Origin of the sequence: Siminovitchia fortis (assembly GCF_007681465.1) — a bacterium.
In the GTDB taxonomy this organism is placed as follows: domain Bacteria; phylum Bacillota; class Bacilli; order Bacillales; family Bacillaceae_C; genus Siminovitchia; species Siminovitchia fortis.
The window spans coordinates 38,897-65,553 of the sequence record NZ_VEKZ01000018.1 but is presented as its reverse complement, the minus strand read 5'-3'; the positions used below and the strand labels follow the sequence as shown (position 1 = coordinate 65,553).

Annotated in this window: 20 protein-coding genes, 1 pseudogene and 1 riboswitch; of the genes and pseudogenes, 14 read left to right on the top strand and 7 right to left on the bottom strand. The window is 42.3% G+C overall.

The features are described from left to right. Positions 1–313 precede the first annotated feature (313 nt). Both FS666_RS08405 and FS666_RS08400 read right to left on the bottom strand, forming a co-directional pair. On the bottom strand, positions 314–1,111 hold the full coding sequence (locus FS666_RS08405; RefSeq protein ID WP_186306503.1) for an SDR family NAD(P)-dependent oxidoreductase: 798 nt from the start codon (positions 1,109–1,111) through the stop codon (positions 314–316). Between the two features lie 54 nt (positions 1,112–1,165). Further along, positions 1,166–3,865 (bottom strand): AfsR/SARP family transcriptional regulator, encoded by a 2,700-nt coding sequence (locus tag FS666_RS08400; protein WP_144461314.1) that lies wholly within the window; start codon positions 3,863–3,865, stop codon positions 1,166–1,168. A gap of 129 nt (positions 3,866–3,994) precedes the next feature. On the opposite strand from FS666_RS08400, the gene FS666_RS08395 reads away from it, so the two are divergent. The 3 genes from FS666_RS08395 to FS666_RS08385 all read left to right on the top strand — a co-directional run bounded on the left by FS666_RS08395 (position 3,995) and on the right by FS666_RS08385 (position 6,945). Continuing rightward, positions 3,995–4,534 carry a 2,4'-dihydroxyacetophenone dioxygenase family protein gene (locus FS666_RS08395; RefSeq protein WP_144461315.1) on the top strand — a complete coding sequence of 180 codons (540 nt, stop codon included), beginning with the start codon at positions 3,995–3,997 and terminating at the stop codon, positions 4,532–4,534. A gap of 387 nt (positions 4,535–4,921) precedes the next feature. Continuing rightward, positions 4,922–5,884, top strand: coding sequence for a 2-hydroxyacid dehydrogenase (locus FS666_RS08390; protein ID WP_144461316.1), 963 nt, complete (start codon positions 4,922–4,924; stop codon positions 5,882–5,884). 233 nt (positions 5,885–6,117) lie between these two features. Further along, positions 6,118–6,945, top strand: a complete 828-nt coding sequence (locus FS666_RS08385) for an STAS domain-containing protein (protein ID WP_390615147.1) — start codon at positions 6,118–6,120, stop codon at positions 6,943–6,945. A gap of 235 nt (positions 6,946–7,180) precedes the next feature. On the opposite strand, the gene FS666_RS08380 is transcribed toward FS666_RS08385, so the two are convergent. Beyond that, positions 7,181–7,669, bottom strand: coding sequence for a QueT transporter family protein (locus FS666_RS08380; protein ID WP_120071289.1), 489 nt, complete (start codon positions 7,667–7,669; stop codon positions 7,181–7,183). 7 nt (positions 7,670–7,676) lie between these two features. Next, a riboswitch (PreQ1 riboswitch) is annotated at positions 7,677–7,721 on the bottom strand. A gap of 134 nt (positions 7,722–7,855) precedes the next feature. Between FS666_RS08380 and FS666_RS08375 the strand changes: the two genes are divergently transcribed. Beyond that, positions 7,856–9,103 carry an MFS transporter gene (locus FS666_RS08375; RefSeq protein ID WP_144461317.1) on the top strand — a complete coding sequence of 416 codons (1,248 nt, stop codon included), beginning with the start codon at positions 7,856–7,858 and terminating at the stop codon, positions 9,101–9,103. A 187-nt stretch (positions 9,104–9,290) separates the two neighbouring features. Continuing rightward, positions 9,291–9,500 (top strand): Fur-regulated basic protein FbpA, encoded by a 210-nt coding sequence (locus FS666_RS08370; protein ID WP_144461318.1) that lies wholly within the window; start codon positions 9,291–9,293, stop codon positions 9,498–9,500. Positions 9,501–9,712: 212 nt separating this feature from the next. On the opposite strand, the gene FS666_RS08365 is transcribed toward FS666_RS08370, so the two are convergent. Next, positions 9,713–11,182 carry an alanine/glycine:cation symporter family protein gene (locus tag FS666_RS08365; protein WP_144461319.1) on the bottom strand — a complete coding sequence of 490 codons (1,470 nt, stop codon included), beginning with the start codon at positions 11,180–11,182 and terminating at the stop codon, positions 9,713–9,715. Positions 11,183–11,622: 440 nt separating this feature from the next. Here FS666_RS08365 and FS666_RS20255 point away from each other — a divergent pair. Next, a pseudogene (locus FS666_RS20255) lies at positions 11,623–11,769 on the top strand (DUF2332 family protein); the annotation flags it as partial. Between the two features lie 25 nt (positions 11,770–11,794). Here the strand turns inward: FS666_RS20255 and FS666_RS20250 are convergent. Beyond that, positions 11,795–12,019, bottom strand: a complete 225-nt coding sequence (locus FS666_RS20250) for a hypothetical protein (protein WP_244943878.1) — start codon at positions 12,017–12,019, stop codon at positions 11,795–11,797. A gap of 258 nt (positions 12,020–12,277) precedes the next feature. On the opposite strand from FS666_RS20250, the gene FS666_RS08355 reads away from it, so the two are divergent. The 8 genes from FS666_RS08355 (at position 12,278) to FS666_RS08320 (ending at position 23,501) form a co-directional block, all read left to right on the top strand. Then, positions 12,278–13,936 (top strand): AMP-binding protein, encoded by a 1,659-nt coding sequence (locus tag FS666_RS08355; RefSeq protein ID WP_144461321.1) that lies wholly within the window; start codon positions 12,278–12,280, stop codon positions 13,934–13,936. 503 nt (positions 13,937–14,439) lie between these two features. Continuing rightward, on the top strand, positions 14,440–15,879 hold the full coding sequence (locus tag FS666_RS08350; RefSeq protein ID WP_244943877.1) for an NAD(P)-dependent oxidoreductase: 1,440 nt from the start codon (positions 14,440–14,442) through the stop codon (positions 15,877–15,879). A gap of 141 nt (positions 15,880–16,020) precedes the next feature. Beyond that, positions 16,021–17,289, top strand: a complete 1,269-nt coding sequence (preA, locus tag FS666_RS08345) for an NAD-dependent dihydropyrimidine dehydrogenase subunit PreA (protein WP_144461322.1) — start codon at positions 16,021–16,023, stop codon at positions 17,287–17,289. An 80-nt stretch (positions 17,290–17,369) separates the two neighbouring features. Beyond that, the gene (gene hydA / locus FS666_RS08340; protein ID WP_120071310.1) at positions 17,370–18,797 is read left to right on the top strand and encodes a dihydropyrimidinase; all 1,428 of its coding nucleotides are present in this window, start codon (positions 17,370–17,372) and stop codon (positions 18,795–18,797) included. Positions 18,798–18,870: 73 nt separating this feature from the next. Then, on the top strand, positions 18,871–20,340 hold the full coding sequence (locus FS666_RS08335; protein ID WP_120071313.1) for an NCS1 family transporter: 1,470 nt from the start codon (positions 18,871–18,873) through the stop codon (positions 20,338–20,340). Positions 20,341–20,369: 29 nt separating this feature from the next. Then, a complete protein-coding gene (locus tag FS666_RS08330; RefSeq protein WP_120071315.1) occupies positions 20,370–20,594 on the top strand; it encodes a hypothetical protein in 225 nt (74 codons plus the stop codon). Between the two features lie 390 nt (positions 20,595–20,984). Further along, positions 20,985–22,226 carry a Zn-dependent hydrolase gene (locus tag FS666_RS08325; RefSeq protein WP_120071419.1) on the top strand — a complete coding sequence of 414 codons (1,242 nt, stop codon included), beginning with the start codon at positions 20,985–20,987 and terminating at the stop codon, positions 22,224–22,226. Between the two features lie 132 nt (positions 22,227–22,358). Further along, complete coding sequence (locus FS666_RS08320) at positions 22,359–23,501, top strand: HAD family hydrolase (protein ID WP_120071318.1); 1,143 nt, start codon at positions 22,359–22,361, stop codon at positions 23,499–23,501. A 58-nt stretch (positions 23,502–23,559) separates the two neighbouring features. Here FS666_RS08320 and serA read toward each other — a convergent pair whose 3' ends face one another. Together serA and FS666_RS08310 are read right to left on the bottom strand one after the other, a co-directional pair. After that, the gene (gene serA, locus FS666_RS08315; protein WP_120071320.1) at positions 23,560–25,173 is read right to left on the bottom strand and encodes a phosphoglycerate dehydrogenase; all 1,614 of its coding nucleotides are present in this window, start codon (positions 25,171–25,173) and stop codon (positions 23,560–23,562) included. Further along, entirely contained in the window at positions 25,166–26,323 is a 1,158-nt protein-coding gene (locus FS666_RS08310; protein ID WP_144461323.1) for a pyridoxal-phosphate-dependent aminotransferase family protein, read from the bottom strand. The genes serA and FS666_RS08310 overlap by 8 nt, the downstream gene beginning before the upstream one ends. Positions 26,324–26,657: the final 334 nt, after the last annotated feature.

Genomic DNA, 26,657 nt, shown 5'->3' with positions numbered 1-26,657 from the left:
GAAAAAGTTAATTTGAATGAGGGAAAGTGCTCGTAGTTGTATCTATGAAACCGGCTATCTCTCTTGGCGGTTTATTTCATTTATTACGCTTAAGGGAGTCAGAGTCCTTTCGGAACCGGAGATGGGTGAGCCGGTTATTGAGTAGAAGATCGGGTGAGAAGATCAACGGGTGACAATTGAGGGAAAATGCTTAATTTACAACAGTCGCCTAATTGGGGATTATATTCTATTACTGATCCTTAACGCTAGAATTAATTCTATAAGTAGGAAACCACTCAATGGGTGGTTTCCCTTAGATCTACTTCCGAAAATATTAATTTGAGGAGGCGGCTATCATTTCATTCATTACTTTATCCATTTCTGTTACTAATCTGAAACCACCATCAACGATTATCGATATACCTGTAAGAAAGCTACTGTCTGGCGAAGCGAGAAAACAAGCAGCTTCTGCAACGTCTCCCGGAGAGCCTACTTTCCCGAGAGGTGTTGATGCTGCAATCCGTTCTTCGGCCACTTCTAAAATGCCGCCTGTCAATGTTGAACGAATAATACCAGGTTTTAAAGCATTAACAGTAATATTATAAGAAGCGAGATCCTTTGCACTAGTTTCCGTAAGACCCAAAAGGGCATATTTTGCGGCAGCATAGTGGGCAAATCCTTGCAGGGATGTTTCAGAAGCCAACGATGACATATTGATGATTCGCCCATAATTATGCATTTTCATATACTTTGCTGCGGCTTTTAAACAATAAAACGATCCATTGACATGAATGTCGAGCAAGTCCTTCCAGTCTTCATTACCCATCAAATCCACTGGGGCAGGGTTTCCGGATATGCCTGCGTTGTTAATAAGAATGTCAATCCGCCCTGAGCTTTTATAAATATGATCCAAAGTAGAAATAACTTGGTCTGCATCCCGAACATCCAATTGCAGAAACTCCGCTTTACCACCAGATTCATGAATTTCTTGAACCGTTTTTTTGCCTCCATCTTCCTGCACATCTGTAGCCCACACATAGGCGCCCTCAAGGCTTAGCTTTTTAGAAATAGCTTTACCAATACCGCTTCCTGCACCTGTTACTATCGCAGTTTGCCCATCCAACTTTTTCATACATACCTCTCCTCCCATAATATGATGATGCTTACATATTATAGATTGAGAGTCTTACTGTGACCTTACTATATATACATCCTTTAGGAGATTATCCATCTTATTGCTTATATCAATTCCCACTTCATTTTTCAAAACTTCGATGGCTTTGTCGGCTATTATCCGTGCCTTTCGCACTTCGCCGAGGACTTTTAATACCTTAATATACCTTACGTAATATTTTTCTTCATACGAATCCAGCTTAATCATAGTTTCTAGAATTCTAGCGGCATCCTGTAGTTTTCTATTTCTCTCACATTCTGCAAGCCACTTTGAAAGTGTGGAGAGATATTGATTTCGAATATCTTCACGTTTTTCTATAAGCCATTCTTCATATAAATATTCTTTTAACAGCTCACCTTTATAAACCGAGACGGTTTCTGAAAAAACTTTAGGGCTATACGATTTGTTTAATAAATATTGAAGCCGTTCAAGATCTATATCTACTTTATCAAACTCAAAATAGTAATGTGATCCATCGTAGGGGATGAATGTTGAACTTCGGCCTTTGACCAAATCTGGTTCTAAAAACTTTCTTAAAACCGAGAGGGCGACGTATAGCTGATTTGTTGCAGCTTCTTCAGTTTCATCGGGAAATAATAATCCAATCAGTTCATCCGAGGACCACCTTCTTTTGCCGCTGGATGCAAGAAGCAGCAATAATCTTAGGCTTGATTTTCGTTTAATATGAGTTTTTTCTCCATTGATAAAAATTGAAAGGGGGCCTAATAGTTGAATCTTTAATGATGGGTGCCTTTCAATTTCTCCAGCTTCATATCCCTTTATCCATGTATAACCTGATTTTCGGATTATGTTTCTTAATTTTTTGTCGAGATGTGTTGCATCATCATACTTTTGCTGGTCACACAAAATGGTGACTAGTCTCTTTTGGACAAGACAGGACATATATTGAAATCCGCTGAAACTTTCCTTGGACTTTTCTAACATCTGTTCGGCTTCCTTTAATTGCCCCGCGGCTCTTAAGCACATGGCTATTTCTGCTTTAGCCCATCCCATATCTCCGGCAATATTAAAAAGACGTGCATTTTCAAGGGCCCGGCCAGCCCAATCAAGCGCCTTTTTTATGTCTCCGCGTTTTCTGAAATATCGACTCATCGTACACATGGGATAAATGATTGATGCCTCATCACATTCTCTTGATACATCCAATGATTGTTCAGCGAGCCTTCTGGCCGTATCAAGATTACCTTCATCAAGAAGAAGTTCGGACATATTCCAAAGCGCATGCATCTGAACTTGTTTAAATCCCCTCGTTTCAGCAGTAGCAAGTGCCTGGCGTGACAGCTTTAAGGATGTATCGTTTTCTCTGATAAAGCGGTACATTTGAGCTAGTAAGCTTGTGTTAAGGGCAATCATGGGCACGTTATCGGTACTTTTTGCTGTTTCAAGGCTTGTCTTATAATAATTTATTGATTTAATTAAATCTCCTTGATAAAAATTTATAGTTGCCAATCTATGGCAAACATCTGTATAAGCAAGTAAATCTTTTTCTTTGTAATACAATGCAATATTCTCTAAATGCTCCAAAAGCGAAGCGGTCAAGCTTACTGGCAAACATCTGAATAAGAAGAAGCTTAGCCTGTATAAATGAAGTGCCGGTGAAAATTGTTCCAGCCATCCATCCAGTATCAGGAGAAATTCTTTCGGCTCGTAGCGTTCTGCCATATCCCCGATAAACTCTATTACCAATTGATCCTCGTTGGCCGCGAATGCATGTGACAAAGCTTCAATAAACCGGAACTTCTTTCTATAAAAAAGCGCAATTTCACAATTGCGGGCTCTTATTGTCTTTGAGCCAATCTTTTTTTGCGCCAAGTCATAAAAAAACTTTCTAAACAGCCTAGTAAGTTTCAATTGGCCTTCATTCTCCGAAAAAAATAATTGTATGTGTTCAACGTCATTTAAATAGTCGGAAACTGGTGTGTCTACAAAATATTCCTGTAGTAGCTCTTTATCCAGTTTGCAAAATAGAGAAATGTTTAACATAAAAGCTAATAGATGTTCCGGGAGTTTATTTACAATTTCAGTAAACAGATACTGAACGAGATCCTTGTTTGTGTAAAAAGAATCTACATGACATTTGAAATGATAGTAAGAGTTCACATCTGGCGGTTCATTGCAGAAAAATGCTATGCCTGCGGGCCATCCATCAAATAAAGTAAAAATATAATGAGTAAAATTACCTGGAATTTTGGTATGAAGAGATTCTTTTAACATCTCTTCGGTTTCCTTCCGGGTAAAAGCAAGCATTTCTTTATTGATTATTAACCCGGTGCCTTGCAGTTTCCATCGGCTGGCAGGAAAGCCTTCTAGATTTTTCCTGCCGGATAATACGAGGGTCTTCGTAGGGGGGAGCTTTTCAATCCAAGAGACCAGTTTTAAAGTTTCTTGCGAATCCAATTGAATTTGTTCAGTCTGATCAATTACGATCCAAGAAGGTCTCTTATTTGGACAAAAAGGCAGCAAATTCATGAGCTGATCAAAGGTAAATACGGGTTCCGTAAGAGTGATCCAATTGCCTAAGAGGTCAGGAAACTGGTGAAAAAAAGATTTAAGCAAGGTAGTTTTTCCATAGCCGGCACCAGCTGTAAGCATAACGATCCGCTTGGAAGGGCGTGTTAAAAGCAGAGAATACAACCGTTTTCTTGGAATCAAGTGTTCATCCGGGTAAAGTTTGGCGGGAAATTGGTCCAATATCCTCACCTCTCAATTTTGGAATTTTCAAATATGATATCATATTAATTCTTTTTACTCAATTCTGTAAGGTGAGAGTAAGGTTGATACTTTATGATAAATGTGGATTTAAAAAAAGGAGGAAAATATATGACAAACCAAATTAAAAGATTCACTCCCGACTTTTGGATGAAAAGCCCAGGGAACAGTCCTAAAGGAGAGCGCAGGGATTTTATCAATCCCGATTGGATACCTTGGACGGATTGGCTCATGCCAGGTACTTATTTTAAGCTTTTCATGTGTGATCTAGTGTCAGGCAACTTTACAATGCTTTTAAAAGTTGATCCTGGAGTCAAAGCTGCTGTTCACTGGCATCTTCATAACACAGAAGCTTTTATTCTTGAAGGCGGTTTTTATTATGAAGAAGAAGGGGACGATAAGGGATATAAAAACTATTATACATGTGAAGCGGCCGGAAATGTCCATGAACCATTCACTACACCGGAAGGATGTACAATGTTTGCGGTATCCCACGGGCCAATCGGGGGCTATGATGACGACGGTAATCTTGTTGTGATGGCTGATGCACGTTTGCATTATTATATGGCCAAAGAAAACAATGCTATTGACTATACGACGGTGGTTGATTATACGTTCGGCACTACGGACTTGCAAGAAGAAAGAAAATAGTTATAGTTTTGGACAGAGCATGTTGCGAAGGTTGATATGGTATTTCTTCGTAGCATGCTCTTTTAGTTCCTATCCGTCCCACCTACCAAAGCAGCAATGTAATAAAATATCCGAACGTAGTGATGAAGCCGCCCAGCGATCCTCCCTCTTTTCAAATGCTTCCAGAGGCAAGCACGCTCATAACGGCTTTTACAACGGCAGATGCATCGCCTAGAAATAAGTACTCCTATTAAACGAATTTTTCACGATATTTCTACTCTTCATTTAAATAAGCTAATCTAAAGCGCCAGCAACGAACTCCAATTATTGTCATTCACCCTTTGAAAGCGGTACAATGAGAGACGTGTAAACGATTCAGAATATACTGCAGCAGAGGAGGAACCGGCAATGAAACCGAAAGTTTACGTGTCCCAGCCAATATGCCAGGAAGCAAGAGATTATTTGGCACAGTATTGTGATTTTAAGGTATGGGAGCAGGGGGAACCAATTAAAAGGGAGGAACTTTTAAAGAAAATTGCGGATGTGGATGGGTTGATCACATCTGGAAGAAGAATCACGGAAAACCTGTTGAATCACGCGCCCAAACTGAAAGTGGTCAGCAATTTGTCCGTGGGATACAATAACTTTGACCTCGAAGTGATGAAAAAGCGGAATGTGATTGGAACCAATACACCGGGGGTATTGGATGAAACGGTAGCAGACCTTGCTTTTGGGCTTATTTTGGCTTCAGCGAGACGGATAGCAGAATTGGACCAATTTGTAAAAGCGGGCAAATGGGATCAGGCTTCAGGCGATGAACCGTTCATAGGAATGGATGTACATAGTGCAACGCTCGGCATTATCGGCATGGGCAGAATCGGTGAGGCGATTGCAAGGAGGGGGAAGCTTGGATTTAATATGGATGTCCTTTACTACAACCGGAATCGTAAGCCCGAAGCGGAGGAAGAGCTGGGAGTGGAGTACAGGGACTTGGAGTCACTTTTAAAACAATCCGATTTTGTGTTGTTGATGACGCCGCTTACTCCGGAAACAGAGGGGATGATCGGTGAGAAAGAGTTCAAGCTCATGAAAAAGTCAGCCATTTTCATCAATGTGTCGCGCGGCCAGACAATTGACGAGCAGGCTCTTATTCAGGCGCTTGAAAATAAGGAAATTCATGGCGCTGCCTTGGATGTATTCGAGCAGGAGCCGGTAAACAAGGATAATCCGCTTTTAAAAATGCCGAATGTGGTGACAACTCCACACATTGGGTCGGCCACCAGGAAAACTACTGATGCCATGGCCATGAAGGCGGCTAAAAACATGGTGGCTGCATTAACAGGGGAAGAGCCAGAAAATCGGGTGGTATAACGGGAGTGAGAGCAGGATCCAAACAAAAGGATACCCTGCTCTTTCTATTTTACCTGGACATTATGGGTCGGGATAAATTACGAATTCGGCTCCTTTGAAGGAAAGTGCGAATCCCCAAGTTGAACCAGTTTACCGTTAGTAGGGATTTTGATACGATAGAAGCGGATAAATTCATTTCAAATTTTCAGTGATCTTTTATAATATTCCAATTCTATTATAAGTGGGTGATGTTTTTGGATATTGTCTACAAACCAAATATGAGTTTGAAAGATTTTTTTAAACAAAATAAAGACTCGTTTGAAGAAAGATTGTTACAAGAAGCTGTAACTGTACGCGATAAAATAGAAGAGATACGGATAATCGGAAATATTAATCTATTGGATAATGCACATAAACTTGTCATGTATGTAATAGAGGAACGTGAAAAGGAGATGGTAGACTTTGCCACCCAGGAAGGGAAGGCCTGGGCCATGCATTCTTTGACACTGGCTTTCAAATTGGAATGGGTGCAGGCGATTCGGCGGACACTGTGGGCTTTTCTCCACTTTTATGACAGCAAAAGCGGAGAAGTCGATCATGTAGAGAGGTTTTACCCCCTGGAAAAATCCATCAACCAGGGAGTTGATCAGTTTCTGAACACCTTCTTCCTCAGCTATTCCAAGTATAAAGATGAATTGATTGAAGCTCAAAGAGAGATCGTTGAAAATCTTTCCGTACCGATCATACCGATTAATTCAACTATCTGCGTTCTTCCTTTAATTGGTGAAATTGATGAGTCAAGGGCCTTAAGAATAGAAGAGAAGGCGTTGAAGGAAATTTCCAAGCTGAGAATTCGGACATTGATAGTGGATTTGTCGGGAGTCGCCAATATGGAGCCGGAGGTCATTGACCGGTTCTTAAAAATTATCGATGGCATCAAATTGATGGGATGTGAAGCCGTTCTGACAGGCCTTCACCCGATCATTGTGAGAAAAATGATCAATCTCGGCGTTTCTTTCGGAGACAGAGCCATCATGAAAGGGACTTTGCAGCTGGCGTTAAAAGATTATTTGACTGAATGAAATAAGCTGCCGTTCATTGAAACGGCAGCTTTCCTTAACAGTAAAGAAAGCATTCCTTGATAAGAGTTTTTTTCAAAGAAGCCTTTCTTTGTCCAGCTCCAGCGCCCAGCGACTAGCAAACTTCACACTCCTCCACTACGATAAGTCAACATCGGCTCGTACCTCGCCGTGTTTCCTTTATCTCATTGCGGAGTGCTCCAGTTTGTACGTCGCTAAACGGGCGCTTGCGCTTTTCCTAGGATATAAGCCGGTCAAAGCGGATTCGCTTGTTCAAGTAATAGACAACAGGGGCGCCCGCAGCCATGACAACAAATTCGCCGACAGCTACCGTAAACCATGTGAGGAAAAACGGAAAACCAAGAGCCAATTTTAACTCGAAGGCAATGATGAACATTGTAAAAGTGAAAACGATGGTATTAAAAACCATTCTTGGCCAAATATTTTTAATGAACTTGGCTGAGGCGATTGTGATCAAAAGGGCGATTCCCGACTGGGCTACGCCAAAAACAAGGTCATATACGCCAAGCGGCGAAAAAAGTAAATTCGTTAAAAATACCCCGATGACAATTCCGAAAATGTATTTTTTGTTAAAGACAACCAAATGGTTGAACATTTCCGAAACCCGGAACTGAATATTTGTGAAGCCGAATGGCTGCACAAAAAAAGAAACGGCAATATACAATGCTGCTAAAATGCCGTTTACAGCAAGCGTTCTGATCTTCATGATGAATCTCTCCCTAGTTTTTTTTCGTGGGATGGTCTCGAACCACGTCTTACCTAGCCTATCATACCAGTGTTTGCATACGTTTGTAAAACATGTGCAAAATGTTTTACATTGCTTTAATTTTTTCATCTTGTTTTCGAATTATTATAGGATGATATCAGAGTTGCAATTTGGAGGTTTTCCATAATGAAAAACTTGAAAGACTGGAAAGATCCAGCAATATTACTCTCATCAATTGGGATTTCAAGTATTGGAGACTTCATTTATCTGGTTTCAATTAACATTATTGTGTATCAACTTACGGGATCTGCAGCAGCAGTAGCTGGACTATGGATAATCGGACCATTAACAAATATTGTAACGAAGTTTTGGACAGGAAGCTTTATTGATTATCGAAGCAAGAGAAGAGTAATGATCGTAACGTATATACTGAGAGCTGTGTTCATTTGCTTAATTCCATTCTCACCAAACATGACAGTGATCTATGTGATTCTTATTGTTTTGAGTGCCGCAAAAGCGTTTTTTAATCCGTCATCAATGACCTATGTTGCCATTCTTGTTCCAAAAGAAAAAAGAAAGCGTTTTAATTCAATTCGTTCATTTGCGGATTCTGGAGCGTTTATCATCGGGCCTGCAATTGGGGGATCGCTAATCCTATTAACTTCCATCGAAGCTACGCTATGGATGAATGCAATATTCTTTGTAATCTCAGCCATAATGTTATTATTTCTTCCTGAAAAAGAAAACATTGATAAAGAAACGATTCCAGTATTAACTTTTTCACAAGTGATTAGTGACTTTACGGTTGTACAAAAGTTCATTTCCAGCAATAAATATGTGTCTTTTATTTACCTTGGTTTCATTATGATCATGATTTTTTCATTTGCCATGGATGCGCAAGAAGTAGTTTTCACACAACAAGTGATCGGTCTTTCTGAATTTGATTACAGCTTATTAATTAGTATTACAGGAATCGGATCTGTTATGGGCGCTGCTTTATTGTCGTTATTTTCAAATAAGCTATCGCTTCGTTATATGATTGTGATCGGTCTGAATATGATGACGGTTGGTTATCTAATTTACGCATTTTCTTGGTCTTTTACATCGATTGTAGTCGGATTTGTCCTCTTGGGGTTCTTTAATACATTCCTAAACGCAGGGATCATGACCTTCTACCAAAACAATGTACCTGTAGATGTGATGGGAAGAGTAACTAGCATTTTTCAACTTATCCAAAGTGCAGTTCAAGTTGTATTTATTCTGGCGATTGGTATTACAGCAGATCTGGTTTCCTTGCGGCTAACCATTGTTGTTTTGGCACTTTTCATGTTGATATCGGCTATAATATTTTCAATTTCCGTATTGGGTGCAAATAAAAAATCATTTTATCGTGAAGACGAGAATAATGAGGAATTAAATATAACAATAAAATAAAACTCTTGAACTACTCTAATTAAAGAATTTGGCTGTTTTTTTGACAAAACGACCAATTTTACATTTTAATTGTGCAAAATATGCCAAAGAAACTTCAATTCATAGTTGACTTATATGAATTATATGTTTTAATGTATGTATAAGATATAGATCGGATTAAGTTCATCAATGAGAGGAGAGAAGACGGTTGAGCCAATTAACACAGCCAGTTGAAAACAGGCGGAAAGAATTGATTGATAAACTTGTAATTATGGGAGTATACAAGCATGGGGAAAAACATCTTTTTGAATTATCATTAAGGGAATTAGAGTATAAATATCGCAGAGTTAAATCAAACTGCCATCCACATAGTCAAACGGGCTCCATTCGTTGGGTGGGAAAAAAGATTAACGTATAGTGAGTGTGTTTTTGTTGAGCGCCCAGCATGGGCGCTCAACAAAAAAAGGGGCTGTCCAGAAAGTCATTTTTTTGACTTTTGGACACCCCTTTTCATGTTCTAAAAACCTTGATATATCAACATTTTTAATTATTGAGTATTAGGGGATTTCCACTTTTCGGACAGCCCCTTTTCTAATTAAGTGTGATTTCCAAACGGATGCCCGTTTTACATTATGAAACGTTCTTGTCTTTCTCTTTTGTTTTTTCATACCCATTTACCCAGAAATCAGCATTCTTAATTCCATATTTAGACGAATTGAATTCTGGATCTTTACCTTGCTTGAGCTGCTCTTCGTAATCCTTTAAAGCAATATTCGCTGGTTTAAATAACAATAGAATCGCGATTAAGTTCAGCCATACCATAATTCCGAGTCCGATATCGGCCATTGCCCATGCTGTTGTTGCGGTTTTTACTGCCCCATAGAAAATGGCAGCCAAAAAGATGATTTTAATGGCAACAAAAGCAAAGCCCCTGATTTTACCACGTAACAAGTATGCAAGGTTTGTTTCTGAAATGTAGTAATAAGCATAAATGGTTGTAAAGGCAAATAAGAATATGGCAATGGCAACAAATCCCGAACCGAATCCCGGGAGGAGCGTATCAACGGCCGCTTGGGTGTAACCGGCTCCCGGTTCGACTCCTGCAATGTTTTCAGTTATGAGTTCACCGGTTTTTTCATTTATGACATTGTATTGATTTGTAAACAAAATCATCAATGCAGTCGCTGTAACAACCAAGAATACATCCAAATAAATGGAAAACGCCTGTACAAGCCCTTGCTTTGCCGGATGGGATACCTCGGCAGCTCCTGCATGGTGAGCACCGGTACCCTGTCCGGCTTCATTCGCATAAAGACCGCGTTTTACTCCCCACATAACGGCTGAGCCAATAATGCCGCCAAACAATTCTTCAGATCCAAAAGCGCTTTTAAAAATGAGCCCAAATACCGCCGGAATATTTTCAAAATTAATCATTATGATTGCGAGTGCAATTAACACATAACCGGCTGCCATAAAAGGAACGATAATTTCAGCAGTTCTGGCGATACGCTTAACACCGCCAAATATAGTAAAACCAACAAGCGCAATAACGATTAAACCAGTGATGGTATGGTTAACGCCAAAAGCATTATGAACGCTGTCTGCAATTGCATTAGCCTGTATCCCCGGCATTAAAACAGCCATAGCGAGCAGTGTTGCCACCGCGAAAACAACAGCAAACCATTTCCAGCCAAGCCCCTTTTCTATATAGAAGGCAGGACCACCCCGATACTGTCCATCCTGCTTTTCCTTATAGATTTGAGCAAGAGTCGACTCCACATAAGCCGAGGCTGCGCCGATAAAGGTTATGACCCACATCCAAAATACGGCACCTGGCCCTCCGTAAGCAATACCTGTTGCGGTTCCTGCGATATTTCCTACTCCGATACAGCCCGATAAAGACATTGCCAATGCCTGGAACGAAGAAACCCCCGCATCGGAACCCTTCCCTGAGAATATTAGTTTAACCATTTCCTTAAAGTGACGAATCTGCATGAATCTGGTGCGGAAACTAAAATATAAACCGCAAAAAACGATGAATGCAACCAATACAGGGCTCCACAGCCACCCGTTAACGGTATTTACAATTTGATCTAACACAAAAATCCCCCTTTTAAAGTTTATCTATTAGACGAATTTTAATAGAGACAAATTTCTGCAAGAATCAAATAATATTACTTGACTCTTGCAGTTTTTGGAAAGCGCCCCTAAAAAAGGCCGAACTAAAGAATGTTCTGTACTCTACACAATTTTTAGACGAATTTCGATATGACAGCTTTTTGCAAAATCAAGTAATATTACTATATTAGTATACACGCAAGCGCTTACAGTAGAATTATATATCGGTTAAAAAAATAAAACAATACTTATTGCAAATGCTTGTATTTTTTAATTTTATAGAGACATGTTCAAAAAAACTCTTATTCTTCATTAAAATATAGGACGTCCTGCTATAATTTTCGTTTGGATTGGAGGATAACAATGGGGAAATCAATTATTTCTGATCGATTTATAAACTCCTTTACAATTAAAGAATGCAAACAAGTGCTGGGCTACAACTATTTTGGGATAAGAATTGTTACTCTTATGGAACTGGCGAGACTTACGGGAACCACAACTCGGATGTACATATAAAATCCGTAATAAAAGGTGAAAGGTTCCCATTTTTATTACGAACAGCCCTTCCCAATTCGGGAAAGGGCTGTTCGTATATCAAATTTTATCCAATGCGTCCCCGCGCATCAACTTCTCGAATTCTTCCATGTCTTTATTTTTTGTTTTGGACAGTTGGAAAGGATTTTGCTCCCTTGCTTCATTATCGATGAATACGCCACTTTGCGGACTTTCCGTTGCCGTCGGGTCGTTGATCACACTTTCATATTTTCCGTCGGAGTGGGGAGTGGCGTTTGAATGAATATCTTCGGTTTTTCTTGGCACAAAATCATCTCCTTTCTTACTATTTTTGAAAAAACGAAGGATTTTATGCGTCAAATATTTCAATGGTATAAGTCATTTGAAAACAACGCATTTAAAATTTTTCGAAAATATTGATTTTGCCGGCCGATCCCCTATATAATAAAACGTAAAATAAAGGGAATTGTTTTGTAGGCGCTTTAATTAGGGGATGTTCGAAAAGGGCTGCCCGTGTTTAGGATAGCAATCGTGGGCAATAAAGATTTTTTGAAGGAGGAAAGCATGCCTGATTTAATGAACAAAACCATTGGTCAGTTGTTGGAGGAGGTTGCCGGAAAATATCCAAATAACGATGCGGTTGTATTTCCCGGCCGGAATCTTCGTTATTCCTACGAAGCCTTTGATCGACATTGCCGGCAAGTGGCGAAAGGGTTGATGAAGCTCGGAATAGAAAAAGGGGATCATCTTGCCGTATGGACATCCAATCAGCCCGAATGGCTGTCCGCTCAGTTCGCTACAGGCAAAATGGGGGCCGTACTTGTTACGGTAAATACTAATTTTCAAACAAGTGAACTCGAATATCTGCTGTCCCATTCAGATGCCACAACACTTATTTTGATGGAATCATATAAAGGAACTTCGTATGTGGATATGCTATATTCAATTGTTCCCGAACTCAAAACATCCGAGCCAGGAAAACTCCGGTCCGAATCATTGCCCTATTTGAGAAATGTCATCATTTTGGGGGAAAAGCGTTTTCCGGGAATGTTCCTATGGTCGGACATACTGAAACTTGGACTCGAAGAGGATGATCAAAAACTCGATAAAAGACAGTCGGAACTGCATCCGGATGATGTGATCAATATGCAGTACACTTCGGGAACAACAGGTTATCCCAAAGGAGTAATGCTCAGCCATTATAATCTGATCAATAATGCAAATAGCATTGCGGCCTGCATGAAATTAACTGAAAAAGATCGATTGTGCATTCCGGTCCCCTTTTTTCACACATTCGGCTGTGTCCTTGGTACGCTGACAAGTGTGACGGCAGGCACGACAATGGTAGTCATAGAAGAATTTCATGCCAAACAAGTGCTAGAAGCGGTTGAAGCAGAAAAATGCACTGCCCTTCACGGTGTTCCAACGATGTTTATCGCAGAATTGAATCATCCTGATTTTGAAAATTATGATTTGAGTTCGCTGCGGACCGGAATAATGGCAGGCTCAACGTGCCCGATTGAAGTGATGAGGGCAGTAACAGAAAAGATGGGGGCAAAAGAGATTACAATAGCCTACGGGCAAACAGAATCCTCTCCTGTCATCACACAGACAAGGACAAATGATCCACTGGATATCCGCGTTGCCACTGTTGGAAGGGCCTTGCCGAATGTGGAAGTGAAAATTGTTGAACCGGGAACGAATCGCGAAGTTCCCAGAAATGTGGAAGGGGAGCTGTGTACAAGAGGGTATCATGTGATGAAAGGATATTACAAAAACGAAAAAGAAACAGCGGAAGCCATCGATGCTGAAGGCTGGCTCCATACCGGAGATTTGGCGGTCATGGATGAAAATGGATACTGCCGGATTGTCGGCCGTCTCAAAGATATGATCATCCGGGGCGGTGAAAACATTTATCCCCGTGAAATCGAGGAATATTTCTACCAGCATCCGAAAGTGTTGGACGTTCAAGTAGTCGGTGTTCCGGATGAATTTTTTGGTGAAGAGGTAATGGCCTGGGTGAAATTAAAGGAAAATCAAACAGCTTCAGAAGAGGAGATGAGAGAGTATTTCAAAAACAGAATTTCCCGTCAAAAAACTCCTCGGTACATTCAATTTTGTGAGGAATTTCCGATGACTGCGTCCGGAAAAATTCAAAAATACAAGCTGCGTCAAAAGGGTATTGAATTAATGAATGGCCCCAATGTGAAAAGCAGATCATAAATAAAAAGTCATGGAGGATATCTTACAATTAAAAGACAACATCCTGCATTTTCGATTGACTTTAAAGCCATATGGCTTTTTTTTATTGAATTTAAATTTAAATATATAGGATATGCAGATATTATTTTTAATTGGAAAATTCTCAAGAAATTCGGGCAAGCGAATGAATTTCTTTGGCAATTAAAATTTTTCGGGCTAGATGTGGTACAAGATACATATTATTTTACTGGACGAAAAACTTTGAAGATCTCTTTGCCGCTCATGACGAAATAACTAATCGGAATAGTGTATTTGTTACATAATATTCATTGATTAAATAATTCCAAATATTTATAATAGTAAATATAATATTATAAGCCCGCTCATATGAATATCAGGGGGTGATTTTCGGGGTTTAGGTTGTGCAGACACAGATACGAAAAAAGATTGGGGCGGAAAAATGGAATACGGTTTTTTAAACAATATTGATTTTCTTATACTGAAACCCTGAAGGAGGCTTATCATTGGAAAATTTATTACAAAATTTGTTGTCACCTGAGGAACTGGCGAAAAATTTTGAGGAGTCCAAGCCCAGTTTTAACGCACAGGAAGCGTTAGATGAAGCGAATCGCTGTCTCTATTGTTATGATGCACCCTGTATAAAAGCCTGCCCTACCGGAATCAATATTCCGGGTTTTATCAAGAAAATCGCATCGGGGAACTTAAAAGGATCTGCCAAAATGATCATGGAAGAAAACCCTATAGGAGCAAGCTGTGCCCGTGTTTGTCCGACCGAGGAATTGTGCGAAGGGGCGTGTGTACTGAACCATTCCACAACCCCCATTTTGATTGGTGATTTGCAGCGCTATGCTACTGATTGGGCTATCAAAAATGAACAGGTACTATTCAAAGCAGGGGAGAGGAACGGAAAGAAGATTGCCATTGTAGGCAGCGGTCCTGCCGGTCTGTCGGCGGCCCGGGAACTTGGACGGTTAGGGTATGAGGTGACGATATTTGAACGTAAACAGGAAGCCGGCGGCTTGGACACGCATGGGATTGTCCCATTTCGCCTTCCAAAAAATATATCCTTATGGGAAGTGCAGCAAGTAGAAAGCTTGGGGGTTTCAATTCGTACAAATATAGAAATCGGCAAAGACATTTCTGCTAGTGATCTAATAAAGGATTATGATGCTGTTATTCTTGCGGTGGGAATGTCGAAAGTTCCGATGCTTCAAATAGAAGGAGAAGATTTAATTGGCGTTTATGATGCAATCGATCTGATAGAGAAGATAAAGCATGAAAATTATCCATCCGAATTTGCCGGGAAACGTGTAGCGGTCATCGGGGCAGGGAATACGGCGATCGATGGTGCCACCACATCCATAAGGCTTGGGGCAGACAATGTAAAGATTCTTTATCGCAGAACACAAGCGGAAATGACGGCTTACGACTTTGAATATGAGTTCGCTAAACAAGATGGAGTTGAATTCAGATGGCTTACCACACCCAAACGTCTCATCGGCGACAGCAGCGGCCGGTTGAAACAGATGGAGTGTGTCCGGATGGAGCTGAAAGAAACGGGAACCGACGGACGTCCGCGGCCGGTTGAAATAAAAGGGTCTGAATTTTTGATCGATGTTGACATAGTGGTGAAGGCAATTGGCCAGACGCGCCATCGTCAACTGATTGAGGAATTCGGTTTGGAACACCACGGTGGTGTGGTGAAGGTGGACAATGAAACATACCTCACCTCCAATCCAAAGGTATATGCTGCGGGTGATGTGATTTTTGGAAAAGGGCTGGGGGAAGCTATGGTAGTCACTGCTGCACAGCAGGGAAAAGAGACGGCATACGCCATACATCAGCAATTAAAGAAAAGCGCAAGGCGCCCGCCTATCGGCGACAAGCACAAGCCGAATTGCGAGGAGGCAGCTTTTCAGCCACCACAGCAATTCGGCTTGTGACCTCGAGCCGATGGCGCCTGGAGCTGGACATCCAACGTTATCCCTTGAATACAGTTTTTTGTCTAATTTTATACTTATCTCATAAAAAAGCCTGTGAAAGAGAACGTGTAAAATTTCAATAGAAAAGATGGGAGGATCAACATGGCTGATATAAGTATTCGTTTTGCTGGGATTCATTCTCCTAATCCATACTGGCTTGCATCCGCACCACCGACAAATACGGGGTACCAGGTACAGCGGGCATTCGAAGCCGGATGGGGCGGGGCAGTATGGAAGACGCTTGGTGAGCCGATATTGAACGTGACCTCTCGTTTCGGTGCACATCACTTCAATGGCCGGCGGGTGGCCGGTTTTAGCAATATTGAATTAATCTCTGATCGGCCGATTGAGGATAACTTAAAAGAAATTTATGAAACGAAAAAGCTTTTTCCCGATCGTCCCATTATCGCTTCATTAATGGTCGAACCGAAGCGGGAAAAATGGCATGAAATCGTTAAAAGAGTTCAGGATGCAGGGGTCGATGGTTTTGAATTGAATCTCGGCTGCCCGCACGGAATGTCTGAAAGAGGGATGGGTTCGGCGGTTGGCCAGCATCCGGATTTGGTGGAAAAGACAACCCTGTATGCAAAGGAAGCGGCAGAAGTCCCGGTGATCACCAAATTAACACCGAATATTACAGATATTACTGCGACCGCAAGAGCTGCACAGCGGGGCGGAGCAGATGCAATCAGCATGATCAATACAATTAATAGTTTAATGGGGGTCGATTTGGATACATGGAATACGATCCCGAATGTGAATGGATTAGGGGCGCACGGAGGCTATAGCGGCCCGGCGGTAAAACCCATTGCCCTGAATATGATCGGAGAATGCGCCAGACAAACGGATATTACCATTCCAATCTCAGGGATAGGAGGAGTCTCAACCTGGCAAGACACCGTGGAGTTCATGCTCATGGGAGCCGGGGGTGTACAAATTTGTACAGCTGCCATGCATCACGGGTTCAGTATTATCGATGACTTGACTGAAGGGCTGAGTCATTATCTGGATGAGAAAGGGATTGCCTCTGTAAGTGACATCATCGGTGCCTCTGTAGAAAAATATACGGATTGGGGCAACCTGGATTTAAATCATAAGATCGTTGCCCGAATTAATAATGATATCTGCATTAATTGCAATAAGTGCCACATTGCCTGCGAAGATACTTCCCATCAGTGTATCGATATGCTGACAGATGAAAATGGCCATGATTACTTGAAGGTCAGGGAAGAAGATTGTGTCGGGTGTAACCTTTGCTCCATCGTTTGTCCGGTTAAAGGGGCAATCGACATGGTTGAACTTGTACCGACTGAACCGCCAATGTCATGGAATGAACGCCAAGCGGCGCTGCAAATGCTTAATGCTGATTAGCTGCGCCATATGAAAAATGCAGATGGGCTATGGCGACATTCGTTTATATTTTTTAAAATACCGGGAGGGTCTGGGTAGCAATGAAAAAAATTATTAAAAATGGAACAATTGTAACTGCAACAGATATTTATTCCGCAGATGTTTTGATTGATGGTGAAAAAATTCAGGCTATCGGCCAAAATCTAAGCGATATATATGCAGAGGTGATTGATGCATCCGGCTGTTATGTTATGCCGGGAGGCATCGACCCGCATACGCATATGGATATGCCGTTTGGCGGAACTGTTACAGCGGATAACTTTGAAACTGGCACTATCGCTGCGGCACACGGCGGAACAACGACAATCATTGATTTTTGCTTGACGGAAAAAGGAAAATCATTAAAGAGCGCCTTGGAAAAATGGCATGCCAAATCAGCGGGAAAGGCCGCGATCGATTACGGATTTCACTTGCAGATTGCGGAAGCAAATGAAGAGGTATTTAAGGAAATGCCACAGATTATTGAAGAAGAAGGAGTTACTTCTTTTAAAATATTTATGGCGTACAAAGATGTATTGCAAGCTGATGATGAAACCCTTTTCCAGACATTGATCACGGCCAGGGAGCATGGTGGTTTGGTGATGGTTCATGCGGAAAATGGGGATGTGATTAACTATTTGACAATAGAAGCATTAAAAGAAGGAAACACGGAGCCCATCTACCATGCCTTAACCCGTCCGCCGGAACTGGAGGGAGAAGCTACCGGACGTGCTGCAAGGCTCACTGCGCTGGCTGACTCCCAATTGTATGTGGTCCATGTGACGTGTAAGGAAGCAGTTGAACAAATTGCCGAAGCACGCAGCAGGGGATATCGTGTTTTTGGGGAAACGTGCCCACAATATCTTGTTCTTGACCAAACTTATTTGGAAAAACCGGAATTTGAGGGAGCTAAATATGTATGGTCGCCGCCATTACGGGATCGTTCAAACCAGGAAATTTTATGGAATGCATTGAAAAGCGGGGAATTACAGACCGTCGGTTCTGACCATTGCTCTTTTAATTTCAGAGGCCAAAAGGAACTGGGGAAAAATGATTTTTCAAAGATACCTAACGGCGGCCCTTTTGTCGAGGACCGGTTTAGTGTCTTATTTTCAGAAGGTGTGAAAAAAGGCAGGATTTCACTTAACGAATTCGTCAATATCATTTCGACACAGGCAGCCAAGCTGTTTGGGCTGTTTCCAAGAAAGGGGACGATTGCACCGGGCAGTGATGCAGACATTGTTTTATTTGATCCGGAGGTTGAACGGACAATTTCTGTTGAAACCCATCATATGAATGTGGATTATAGTGCCCTTGAAGGGTTTAAGGTCATAGGAGAACCGATTACAGTGCTGTCGCGGGGGGATTTTGTAATTAAGGATAGACAGTTCGTGGGCAACCCCGGGAAAGGGAAATTTTTAAAATGCGGCAAATTCAACCACGATTCCCATAAGGAAACCGGTAAGGCGGAGGACTTAATAAACCGATGAAAAATTAAGGTGCAGGGCTGCTTTCAATCTTTAAATGAAGCAGCCTTGTCATACGAAAATGAGGGGATGGACGATGGGAAAGACGAATAATAACACCTCGTATCTAAAGTCGCCGGATTTGCTTCCAATTAGTTATGAAGGGCGGAAGATAGGGATCAGGGGCTTTTTTGCCATGTGGGTCGGGATGGCCATACTTTTGGCAACTTTTGATATTGGAGCTTCCGGAGTACGGAGCATTTCCTTGCCGTGGGTAGTGCTGGCTACTTTAATAGGATGTATTGCGATTGGTATTTTCATTTCCATAGTCGGTGATATCGGGGTTGAACATGGCTTGTCTTTTCCAGTCTATATGCGGGCGCCTTTTGGCACAGTTGGTACCCATATCCCCTCGATCACCCGGGCAGTTACAGCATCATTTTGGTTTGGGTTAAATACGTATTTCGGTTCAACCGCTATCAATTCCATCATCCATACAATCAATCCCGGATTTGATAACTGGCTGCTGTGTTATTTAATATTTGCCCTTGTCCAGCTGATCAATACCGCTTCAGGGATTAAATGGGTCGAACGCTTTGCAGACCTGGCTGCTCCAATTATCATTATTCTATCTTTAATTATTTATAATACCTTGACAGCAGATATCGCCGAACAGGGAAAAAGTGTATGGGCTTGGGCGGAAAGCCCGGTTACAGGGGGAGCTGCATTTACAGCATTCATTATCGTCATTTTTGCGAATATGGGCTTTTGGGCGACGCTCGGCTGCGATATACCGACAATATCCCGGTTTTTTAAAGCGCCGAGGAATGAACGGAATTGGTTTAAACGAAATAGAACAAATTTAATCGGCAGTTTAATTGCCCTGCCATTAACTCAGACATTTATGATTATGATTGGTGCTGCCGCCTTAATGGTGGCCGGTACTTCCAATCCGGTTACTGCTCTCCAGGAGACGGCCTCCGGCTGGATGTTGGCCATGCTGCTTTTAATGATTGTATTGACACAATGGTCAACGAATACAGCCGCTAATATTGTCCCGGCTGCTGCTGTATTTTCGAATGTGCTGGGACCCAAAGTGTCGAATGCGATTGCGGTGTTTATTGTCGGTATTGTCGGCACAGTTATTCAGCCATGGAGTGTGTATGAAATATTGACACAGGCACTCTTATTCATTGGAGCCATTTTGTCGGCGATAAGCGGGATCCTTATTGTAGATTACTATCTGTTGAGAAAAAGAAGAGTAAATGTGAAAGACCTCTACAGAAATAATGGGCAATATAAGTTTCATGGCGGAGTGAACGTTGTGGGTTTCATTGCTTGGGGGATGGGCGGTATCACAGCGATTCTATTAATGGACTTTTCGTTTGTTGTAGGCTTGGTTGTGGCCGGAGTTGTGTACTATGTACTGGCAAAATATTGGTATTTTAAAAAGTTTCCGCAGGCAGAAATAGAAGACCCGAGTGACGATAAATATCTTGGAATCACTGTTGGCCGCGATTGGAACATTGACGAAGATGAAGAAAGCCGGACAGAAGTGGTAGGGTAAACTTTTTTGATTGAAAGAGGGGGATATCATTGTCGAACTATGATGCTTTTCTTGAAGAGAAATTTAAAATTGACGATCTATTGAACAGAGGTTATACAATGATCGGTGCACGTGGAACGCTCGATGGGGATATTCTTGAATTTGAGAATAAAGGGAAAACCTCAGACAAGGAGACTGTTTTATTAAAAAATCCGGGCAGCCGGAAGTATTTCACAACACTATACATTAAGCAGCGAAAGAGATTGATAGAATAAAAGATTAACGGGCGTGCAGCGGCTATTCAAAAGGGGACTAAATAATAAGCGGTGAACGACAGGCCGGCTAAAGCGAATCCAAGCCTCAGCTATGGTGATTTGGGACTCCGTTTAAGCTAAAGGTAATAATTATCCTAAATGACCACCCAGTCGGTTGGAGCCAGTGCCCGCGCAATAGGCAAATCGTTAAACGCGGTCACTGGAGGGCGTCTCCAGTGCCCGTGCAAGAGACAAATCGTCAAACGCAGTCACTGGTCGGCGTCCCCAGTGCCCGTACAATAGGCAAAACGTCAAACACGGTTACTGGAGGGCGTCTCCTGTTCGCAGGAGGTGCCTTTGGATTTTTTTGAATTGTGTTGGGTCCAAACATTATGTGGAGGTGGCTTATATATGAAAAAACAAAAAGTGCTGATCAATGGGAATAGGCTAAAGGATACAATAGAAGAATTCGCCGATTTTGGCAGGACTGAAAAGAATGGGGTTACCCGATTGGCGCTATCTGATGCCGATGTTAAAGCAAGGGGGCATTTCCGAACCTTATGTGAACAGCTTGGCATGTCGGTAGTGTGGGATGATATGGGGAACATGTATGCAACACTGCCGGGAATTGATAATAATCAGCCTCCGGTGGTGATCGGATCCCATTTGGATTCGGTGAAAAAGGGAGGCCGGTTTGACGGCGCGCTTGGTGTGCTGGCCGGTCTTGAAGTTGTCAGGACGATAGTCGAAAATGGCATCAAGCCTAAGGTTCCTGTCGTCGTTGCTAATATTACGAACGAAGAAGGTGCGCGATTTGAACCTTCCTTGATGGCTTCCGGTGTTCTTTCCGGACGTTTTGATAAAGCATCCATGCTGAAGTCAACAGATGCTGATGGAATCACATTTGCAGAAGCCCTTAAACACAGCGGATATGAAGGAAAAGAAGAGAATCGTTTAAAAGAAGCGGCTGCTTTTTTGGAATTACATATTGAACAGGGGCCTGTTTTGGAAAGTGAGACCATTCAGATTGGTATAGTTGAGTGTGTTGTTGGCATGGTCTGTTATGAAATAGAAGTAATTGGAGAATCTGACCATGCAGGCACTACACCAATGTCGATGCGAAAAGATGCTTTATTTGCAGCTAATCATTTGATATCGGAAATACGCCGGAAAATGGATCAGTTAGATGATCAGCTCGTATACACGATTGGAAGAATGAATGTCAGCCCAAACATCCATACAGTTATACCCAATAAGGTTGTGTTCACTTTAGAGGCAAGACATCAGGATGAAAAAACAATACAGCTGGTGGAAGAAATTATTCAAGAGCTTCCGGATTCTTCCGGAAAAGAAAACTGCAAAGTGGCAACAACCAAATTATGGGATCGACATACGGTATGGTTTGATGAAAAAATTGTGAATTCATTGGAGCAATCGGCAAAAAGCCTCGGATATTCCTATAAGCGTATGGTAAGCGGCGCGGGCCATGATGCACAGTTTATCGCAACGTATATACCGACAGCGATGGTCTTTGTGCCCAGTGTAAACGGCAAAAGTCATGCCGAAGACGAGCTGACAGCGTGGGAAGACTGTGAAAACGGAGTGAATGTTATTTTGCAGACGGTTTTGGATTTAACAACGGATAAGGGCTAAATCCAAAATGTGTTGGGACGGATATCCATAGCAGCAAGCAAAAATAGTTTAAAAATTCATGGTATGAGAAGAAATAACCCGCTTCCTATGTTACACTAAAGTAAAAAAGCAGCCAGGAAAAGGAGATAACGCATGGTAAAGACTGTTTTGTTTGATGTGGATGGTGTGTTATTAAGCGAAGAGCGCTATTTTGATATGTCGGCGCTTGCTGTATGGGAAGTACTGGTCAGCCCCAAATATTTGGGACTCGATCCCGAACAATTTAAAACAGACCTGACTGATACAGAAATTGAAAAAATACGGAGCGAAATTTTTGTTGATGATCGTGTATTGAAATTTTTAAAAGCAGGCGGGCTGAATGCCAACTGGGATATGATCTATTTGACCGCCGGTTATCAGCTCCTCCATTTATTGGAACAGGTAAAGGATGAACTTAAAGAGAGCACCACAAAGTGGCTGACGAACGAAATTGACCGGAAGGTTTTAATGGAAATAGGCGAAGCCTTGGGTGGAAGAAAATTGACTTTTGACTTTCCAAAGTTTCTTGATGATTTTCAAAGCGCCATGCCGACGCCGCAAGGGCTGATGGATCATCTGGACTATCTGTCAAAAGAAAAGCTCGGTGTCGAAACGAGGATGTTCGGGAAGGCGGATCAGCTTTGGTCGACATGTGAGCTTGTTTCCCAAGAGTGGTATGTAGGGGATGAACATGTGCTTGAATCAACTGGAAGGCCATCAGTCCAAACCGGAAAAGCCGGTTTCATGTCCGATGAAAAAGTGCTGGCGGATAAAGAAAAGATTGCCGGGCTTTTTGACGCATTGACAAACAGCGGTGTCAGGGTCGGAATTGGAACGGGACGCCCGGAACTTGAAACGATCGAACCATTCAAAGCCTTAGGTTGGATTCAACATTTCGATACAAATTATATTGTTACAGCGGATGACGTGTTAAGGGCGGAACGTGCATACCCTGAGGGACCTTCCCTTTCAAAGCCTCACCCGTTCACCTATATAAAGGCATTGTCAGGCAAGACAAAGACAGACGAAGAATGTTTAGCAGAAAAACTGCCTGTCGAAAATGGCAATGAGACGCTTATCGTGGGTGACTCCCTGGCAGATCTATTGGCCGCAAGGGAGATGGGCTGCTTGTTCGCAGCGGTCCTAACCGGACTATCCGGCCAGGATGCACGCGCTGAATTTGAAGAGCACCATGCAGACTATATTTTAGACGGAGTCCTTGATGTGAAGGATCTCGTTCTTTCCTTGGTAAAATAGCATTAAAAAGAGATCCTGCACTTTAATTGAGCAGGATCTCTTGTTGTGAAAAGTTTATTTATGCATTATATACTGGTACATTACCGTTTGGAAGCTCCAGGAACTGAACAGCTCTTAAACCGTCCATTTTCACCAATTCTTGGGCAACGTCATCGCCGACTTGTTTATCAAGTGTAAGAACCATGATGGCCTCCCCGCCGGCTTCGGCTCTTCCCACCTGCATTGTTCCGATGTTGATCTGATGGTTTCCGAGGATGGAGCCGACTTGTCCGATCATTCCCGGTACATCATTGTGTTCGATATACAGCATATAGCGTTCAGGACGGACATCCACTCTGTACTCATTCATTTTCACGATGCGTGCACCGTAACCGTTGAGAATGGTCCCCCCGACAATTGCTTTGTCATTTTCATTATACAAAGTAAGTTCCATATAGCTTGCGAACCCTTTGCTTGCCGGGCTTTTGGTGACGTTGAATGATACGCCCTGGTCATTCAGGAGATGAAGGGCATTGACCATATTGACAGAGTCGCTCAAATGATATGACAAAATACCTTTGATCATCGTTCTTGTCAATAGGTCGTTATCTTCTTTTGCAAGTTCGCCAAAGTAGTTGATTTCGATTTTATCAGGGGCATGCTTCAATAATTGAATGGCAAGTATTCCGATTTGCTCGCCCAGATCGATAAAAGGCTGAAGCTTCTTCTGTTTCTCGCCGGAAACTTGCGGCATATTGATCGCATGGCGAATGGATTCAGTTTCAAAAATATCGATGATTTCTTCACTGACTTCTTGGGCAACTTTTTCCTGGGCTTCTACTGTTGATGCTCCCAAATGCGGTGTGACAATGGCATTTGGGTGGCTGAGAAGTTCTTGGTTGGATGCAGGCTCAGTTTCGAATACATCGATGGCTGCACCTGCAACCTGGCCGGAATTTAATCCGCGTACCAAAGCAGCCTCGTCAATGATGCCGCCGCGTGCACAGTTGATGATCCGGACGCCTTTTTTCGTTTTGGCCAGATAGTCGTCATTAATCAAGCCTTTTGTATCTTTTGTAAGCGGCGTATGGACTGTAATGAAGTCTGCGGCTTCCGCAATTTCATCCAATGTAGCTTTCGTGATTCCCATCATATTTGCGCGTTCTTCAGTCAAATAGGGATCGTAGCCCAGAATCGTCATGCCGAATTTTTTCGCTCTTTTTGCGACTTCAGCTCCAATTTTACCCATCCCAATGATACCAAGGGTTTTTTCGTACAATTCAACTCCCTTGAAAGCATTGCGGTCCCAATTTCCGGCAGATGTTGACATATGCGCATGAGGAATTCTGCGTGCCAAAGAAAGCATCATGGCCATTGTATGTTCTGCTGCGGCAATCGTATTCCCGCCAGGTGCGTTGATGACGAGGATCCCTTTTTTTGTTGCGGCATTGATATCGATATTATCTACACCAACTCCAGCACGGGCAACGACGCGGAGATGATCAGCGGAATTCAGAATATCTTCCGTCACCTGTGTCTGGCTTCTTACAATCAATGCATCGTAGTCTTTAATGATTTCCTTTATCTCTTCAGGGGACAACCCTGATTTTTTTTCCACGGTAAAATTCGGATGATCATATAGTGCCTTTAATCCGGAATCGCTGATTGAATCTGTTACTAACACTTTATACATGTTCAGCCCAAACCTCCTGTGCTCTCTTAGTCGCAAGGCCGAGTACGTCTCTGCCTTCGATTGCCTTGACGGTCATTTCAAGTGCGCTTAATACAGTCAGTACATCAAATGGTGTGCAGTATCCCATGTGGCCGATCCGGAAAATTTCTCCGGATAACTTTTGCTGTCCGCCGGCAAGTGAAATTCTGTATTGATCCAGCATCATTTTTTTCATCTCATTCGCTTTTCCATTCTCCGGTTTTACAGCTGTGACGGTAGGAGAAGCGACCTCATCAGATGTCAAAAGCGGGATATCCAATGCTTTGACCCCTTCGCGGGTCATTGTTTTTAAAAGCTCATGGCGTTTGATGACATTTTCCAATCCTTCTTCTTCAATCATCCGGCAAACTTCCTGGGCCCCGTAAATAAGCGAGACCGCTGGGGTAAACGGTGTGGATTTTTTTTGGTCATAAGCATCAAAATAACGGTTCAAGTCAAAGAAAAAGCGGTTGGATTTGTTATTTTTAATCACAGTTTTTGCATGGTCATTGACAGCAACAAAAGCGAGCCCTGGCGGAAGCATCAATGCTTTTTGTGATCCGGAAACTAAAATATCGATATTCCAGCCTGCCATATCAGCAGGAACGCCGCCGATACAGCTGACCCCATCGACGATGAACAGGGCATCAGATACACGCTTTGTCACTTCGCCGAGTTGTTTGATCGGATGAATTACAGCTGTGGAAGTTTCACAGTAAGTGGCAAAAACTGCCTTGAAATTTTTATTGGCAGATTTGATAAAATCCTCAAGCTGTTCCGGCTGGCACGCCTTGCCCCACTCCACTTCGAGCCTATGAACATTAGCTCCGTGAGCTGCGCATATTTTTGCAAAACGATCGCCAAATGCTCCGCCGACGATGACGACAACATCATCGCCCGGTTCGATTGTATTTACTGCGGCTGCTTCCAAAGCTCCTGTTCCGCTTCCTGAGATGATGCAAACTGGATTGTCCGATCCGAAAACCGGTTGAAGCCTAGTAGATACATCTTCCAGCAATACAGGGAATGCCGCGCTGCGGTGGCCGATCATCGGCTTGCTCATCGCGATATTCACCCGGTCGGGAATCGGAGTAGGCCCTGGTGTAAACAGAAACTCTTTGTCTAAAAACACTGATTATTCATCCTTTCAAAATAAAATTAAATGAAAAACCCCTCATAACAGACATGGATGCCTTGTTATGAGGGACGTAATATCCGTGGTGCCACCCTCGTTCACTATTTTAAGAAATTCCATTTTTTAAAAATAGTCTCGAGAAGATAACGGCATATGGCCGGGCGCAAAACGCCAGTTCCGGAGTGCTGGGCTGTTTGAGGCAAAATCATCGGTTTCCACCAGCCACCGACTCTCTCAAGATTTCACTTCATGCCTTCTCCGTCATTACATATTGATGATTCAATTATAGGAAACATTTTAGCACAACAAAGTGTCAATAAAAAGGGGAAAA

Excerpts from the sequence above, each read along its gene's own strand:
- hydA (WP_120071310.1), top strand. The coding sequence starts at position 17,370 with ATGAAAAAAATTATTAAAAATGGAACAATTGTAACTGCAACAGATATT.
- FS666_RS08395 (WP_144461315.1), top strand. The coding sequence starts at position 3,995 with ATGACAAACCAAATTAAAAGATTCACTCCCGACTTTTGGATGAAAAGC.
- FS666_RS08320 (WP_120071318.1), top strand. The coding sequence starts at position 22,359 with ATGGTAAAGACTGTTTTGTTTGATGTGGATGGTGTGTTATTAAGCGAA.
- FS666_RS08355 (WP_144461321.1), top strand. The coding sequence starts at position 12,278 with ATGCCTGATTTAATGAACAAAACCATTGGTCAGTTGTTGGAGGAGGTT.
- FS666_RS08390 (WP_144461316.1), top strand. The coding sequence starts at position 4,922 with ATGAAACCGAAAGTTTACGTGTCCCAGCCAATATGCCAGGAAGCAAGA.
- FS666_RS08325 (WP_120071419.1), top strand. The coding sequence starts at position 20,985 with ATGAAAAAACAAAAAGTGCTGATCAATGGGAATAGGCTAAAGGATACA.
- preA (WP_144461322.1), top strand. The coding sequence starts at position 16,021 with ATGGCTGATATAAGTATTCGTTTTGCTGGGATTCATTCTCCTAATCCA.
- FS666_RS08375 (WP_144461317.1), top strand. The coding sequence starts at position 7,856 with ATGAAAAACTTGAAAGACTGGAAAGATCCAGCAATATTACTCTCATCA.
- FS666_RS08405 (WP_186306503.1), bottom strand. The coding sequence starts at position 1,111 with ATGAAAAAGTTGGATGGGCAAACTGCGATAGTAACAGGTGCAGGAAGC.
- FS666_RS08380 (WP_120071289.1), bottom strand. The coding sequence starts at position 7,669 with ATGAAGATCAGAACGCTTGCTGTAAACGGCATTTTAGCAGCATTGTAT.
- serA (WP_120071320.1), bottom strand. The coding sequence starts at position 25,173 with ATGTATAAAGTGTTAGTAACAGATTCAATCAGCGATTCCGGATTAAAG.
- FS666_RS08335 (WP_120071313.1), top strand. The coding sequence starts at position 18,871 with ATGGGAAAGACGAATAATAACACCTCGTATCTAAAGTCGCCGGATTTG.